This window comes from Flavobacterium sp., from assembly GCF_049240005.1.
GTDB lineage: Bacteria > Bacteroidota > Bacteroidia > Flavobacteriales > Flavobacteriaceae > Flavobacterium.
Genome location: NZ_JBMLTK010000041.1, coordinates 1 through 4464 on the forward strand (window position 1 = coordinate 1; position 4464 = coordinate 4464).

Consider the following 4464-nt stretch of genomic DNA (forward strand, 5'->3'; position numbering starts at 1 on the left):
ATCGTACGCGTAGAGATAGTGGAAAATTCGTTTACGATAACTTTTGCGGTTTCTTATTTAGTTATCGATGTGTCATAGCGTACGCGTAATGATAGCGTAAAACTCACTTTGTATAAACGTTTGCGTTTTCTTATTCGGGTTTTTCGTAACTGCCTCGCGTGCGCGTATTGTTCGCGAAGTACTTTTTTACTGTCAACCTCAACAGTTATTTATGTTGTTTTTCTCTGTTGTTTCATTGTTTTTAATGAAACCGTTTTAAAGTTAATTTGTAAAGATTTGCCATTGCCTTGTGTAAAACCTTTAAGCCGAAAAGAGTTTTAGTAAGTTCATTTGCTGCTGCGGGTACAGTCTCTTTTGTTTAATTTTTTGGTTACTTCGTGCGTTTCTGATATTGTGCGCTATTTCTTTGATTTGCGTATCTATGTTTGCAGCTGCCCAGTTTTTAGATAGGTATTTTCTTTTGATTTGTTCAAACGTCTTTTTGTCGTTTAGGTAGTAGTATCTTAATCCAGTATGCGATAACAAAAAACTGTTATCTCGTTGCATTCCGATATTGACTTTTGTAATAGGGCAAACTACCTGTTTTGACAATATACTTAAAGTGTCAATATGGGTAGTAGGGCAATTGAGTAGGTCGATCTTTTTACAAATAAGTTTGGCTGTTTGATTCTGAATATTAGCGGACGAAATAGCGGTTATATTTTTCAACTGTTGCCTATGATATTTGAAATTAGTGTAGTTCCTTTTCGTTAAATCTGTCCAGTATAGCGGGTTTTTGTAGTTTATTAAAATTCTGTTTTCGCTATAAATAGAAGTATCGTAAAACAGAATATTGTTAAATTCTGTAAGTAAATCGCCCTTAAAATTATGTAAACCGAAACTTTGTAAGTCTGCAAGTGTTTTAATTCCGCGTTTGTTGAGTTTTTCCATTTTCGTGTACTTAATCTCGAAACGCATTATTTCTGTTGAGATCGGATAGTATTTTTTGTAATGTAGTGCCTTGTTGTAAATTTTTACGATGTACTGCGAGTGTTTTACTTGTTTGTATTTGCCCTCGTTTGAGTTTTTCGAGTCTTCAAATGGTTTAGTAGAATGTAGAAAACAGTAATCTAAAAAATGATTTGTTTCAATTAACGGTACGATGTTAACGCCAATTTCTAAACTCTTTAAAAAACAGCGCTCGGGCGACAATCCAAACTTTGTATTTAAGTCGCTCAAAACGTCGGAAAATGCACTTAAACTAAAATCGTTGTAATTCTGTGCGCCTGAGTTATAGTATTTGTGTAAACTTCCCGCAACTGTAATAGTTCCTTTATTGTAAATACGAAATTCTAAACCCTGAAAAAACGCATTTTTATAGGGTTGCACTTGTTTTCCGTGTCTGTTTATTGTTCTTATTTCTCCAGTTGTTGAGTTCATCTGATCGTAAAATTCCAAATACGGATTCGCCTCTAAAATAGAGGGCGGTAAATCGGTAACGAGTATTTTAATGTAATCAACCAAAAGACTATATTTGGAACTGTTTTAACATTTGCCTGTTGAAACAAACATTGAACAATAAGAGGGGCGTGAACAACCCCTCTTTTTTATTGTTTTAAGTGTTTTTCGTACCTGTTTAAAATATTTTGAAGTATTCCTTTGTTATAAGGGTAAAAGCCTCTGTAAACGTCGATAATCAATATTTCGCGGTTTTCAGAAAAGACGAAAATCAAAAGTTCCTTTAGCTCGTCCATTTCGTTCGATTCGTTAACTTTTTTGCGGTCGCCGTAAAATAAAACTCGCCGTTGAGTTGGTCGTAATCCTGTTATCATTTGGCATTTTTGCCAATTAGTTGCGGTACGCAAACGCAAATAGTCTTTTATGTTGGTTGCGTTTGATTTGCCCTGAAATTTTTCAATCCGCAGTACGTCGGTTAATAAGTTTTTGTTATCGTCGACTGCCGTAATTTGGTAAACGGAATAACTTTTTAATTCATTCGATAGTTTATAAGTGTGTCGAATGTATTCGGGTTGTTTGCCTGTTGAAAACATACTCTTAAACGTTTAAAGGTTTGAGACTTGCTTCAACTTCTGATCTGAGAAAGTAAACCCGCGCTCCCAGTCCTAAGGGTTTGAGTTTTCCAGATTTGCACCAATTGTGAACGGTGCTGAGGTCAACGTTAAACATTTTCGCTACTTCTGCCCTCGTTAAGTACTCGTTTGGTTCTTTGGGCTTGTAGTGTTTTAAAAATTCGTTGAGTTGAATTTTTACGCCCTCGTTAATTTGGTTTTGTAACTCTTCGGGCGTGGTTTGGATAAATTGAACTGTTGCCATTGCGAAATATTATTTTGTTAATACTTCGGCAAAAATCCATGTATGTGAATTTATGTAAACGTTACTTACGCGTCACTAACGTTTATTTTTTCTCGGCTTTGTGTTGAATATGCTTTAATAAACTACTCTTGAGTTTGTCGATAAAAAGAGTTTCGCTCCCGTTATTTCTTTGAGATAAGTCGGATATTAATTTGTCGTGGTTTGGTGTAGTTATATCAAAAAACTTCCCGCATTTTTGGATAATTTCTTTTTGCACGCCTTTTAGATTATCATTTAGAATTAAAGCCTTAATCAGCTCTATAAATTCAGTTTGTGTGCCGTGAAACTTTATTTTTTCTGAAACATTCTCTTTCGATATACTTAACTCTTCTTTCTTGCTGTTAAGATATTTCAGTATTTTCCTAAAACTAATTTCAAGTTTTCCCCCTAAATCAAAATCATATTTGTACAAAATTTCGTTCCCACTTGTCAACCTCCTTAGTACAAATTTCTGTACTTCATTATCGTATGCAAACAATTCTTGTCCCTCCATTAGAGCTTCAAGATTAATCGTTTCTTTCGCATTCGTACTAAAATACCGATCAGATAAATTTCTTTTCTCTGGAAAAATATCATCTTCACATTCGTTTTGCAAAATCCAAATTATTGTTCGGTGGTAGAATGAGTATTGCTTTGTCTCTGTTTCAATAAATGTTTCGTCGTCAAAGTCTACATAGGCTGCTTTATGTGCTTCTAATCTCTCTTGAAAAGTATTTTTGTATTCCTGAAAAGTAGTAATCATTAGTTCAGTTTTTAATTCATTACCTGACCCGTTTAGACTGCCCTTAATTCAGCGGTTCGGTGATTAATTTGCTCGTAGAACTTTCTAAATAAGTCGGCGTTTGCGTCTTTGTCTTCGGGTGCATTTATGTATTGTAAAAACAAACTTTCTTTTGAGTGTCCAGTTATTGCAATTAAAATCGCAGTTGGCATTAACTTGTAGTAATTAGTTGCAAATGATCGACGAAATGAATGTGTAGTTATTAGTTCGTGTTTTGGGTAGTCTGCCAATACTTTACGCATTGTTTCGGGCTGTCCTTTGCTCGCATTTGGGTTTAGTTTTTTGCCCTTTACGAGTTCATTAATTCCTGAAAGTTCACAAACTTTTTTTATGTACTCGTTTAGTCGTTGACTGCTGATTTTATGCGGAAAGTTGTATTTGATGATTTCGATAATATGAGGTTGCACAATCGGAATAGTTACGGTTTTACCTGTTTTCTTTTGCGTTACGTCTAAATAGATATTGCCGTTTGTATTGTATCTGAAATCGTCCTTTGTTATTGCGAGTAAGTCGCCCCCGCGTTGTCCAATTTCACAACCTAACAAAATCCAACGGCGTGCGTTTTCTAATGCTGGATTTTCAATATTTGCGGTTCTTATCTTTTCGAGTTCGGCAAAAGATAAGGTAACAATATAACGATCGTCGTTGCTCTCAGAAAAACCCTCTATTTGTTTAATATAAGGGTTTACATTGATCTCATTTTTTTCTGCGTCCAGTCCTACAGTTTTGAGATTGTCAATGATTTTGCCCGCATAGTTGGTTGAGTATTTGCGCTCATTCATTAACCAGTTTATAAACTTATCGACGAACGGTTTATTAACGTCTAAAAAGTGTATTTGCTTTTTTAGTTCCTTTTGGTAGTCTTCAACTACTTTTTTAAAAGTTTGGTAACTTTTTACTCGACTGTCTGAAATTCCGATTTTAGAAGTACCCGCAATTTTTCGCGTTTTTGCATTGTCAATAATGTACTGAATGTGGTTTATTATTAAACCTTTGTCAACTTTCTCGACACGGTTAAAGCACGAACTAATTTGCGCCTGTAGCCAATAGTTGTCAATTAAAATGCCGTTTGATAGATCGCCGTTGAGGTTTACATTAAGGTACGTTTCTAATTTCAGTAACGACTCCCTCAACTGTTTGTTTTCGGTTGTGTTGTTTTGTTTCGGTTTGCCCGTTCCCCAGTTTTTCGGGTTTACTGAAAATCCTGTTTTTGCTTCAAGGGTTTTGCCTCGTCCTTGTGATAAAACTACGGTTATTGAAACATTTTTGTTTGCATTACTTCTAATGCGAAAACTGATAGTTGCCATTTTTTGAACATTTGAACATTGAAC

General features: G+C 35.0%; 5 protein-coding genes. All 5 read right to left on the reverse strand.

Going from position 1 to position 4464, the window contains the following annotated elements; translation table 11 throughout:
- Positions 1 to 300 precede the first annotated feature (300 nt).
- On the reverse strand, positions 301 to 1503 hold the full coding sequence (locus ACOVQQ_RS04285; protein WP_421817099.1) for a hypothetical protein: 1203 nt from the start codon (positions 1501 to 1503) through the stop codon (positions 301 to 303).
- An 83-nt stretch (positions 1504 to 1586) separates the two neighbouring features.
- Positions 1587 to 2030 carry a hypothetical protein gene (locus tag ACOVQQ_RS04290; protein ID WP_421817100.1) on the reverse strand — a complete coding sequence of 148 codons (444 nt, stop codon included), beginning with the start codon at positions 2028 to 2030 and terminating at the stop codon, positions 1587 to 1589.
- Positions 2031 to 2034: 4 nt separating this feature from the next.
- Positions 2035 to 2313 carry a helix-turn-helix domain-containing protein gene (locus tag ACOVQQ_RS04295; protein ID WP_421817101.1) on the reverse strand — a complete coding sequence of 93 codons (279 nt, stop codon included), beginning with the start codon at positions 2311 to 2313 and terminating at the stop codon, positions 2035 to 2037.
- A gap of 82 nt (positions 2314 to 2395) precedes the next feature.
- A complete protein-coding gene (locus ACOVQQ_RS04300; RefSeq protein WP_421817102.1) occupies positions 2396 to 3094 on the reverse strand; it encodes an RteC domain-containing protein in 699 nt (232 codons plus the stop codon).
- Between the two features lie 32 nt (positions 3095 to 3126).
- A partial coding sequence (locus ACOVQQ_RS04305; RefSeq protein WP_421817103.1) for a phage integrase SAM-like domain-containing protein occupies positions 3127 to 4464 on the reverse strand: 1338 nt, incomplete at its 5' end.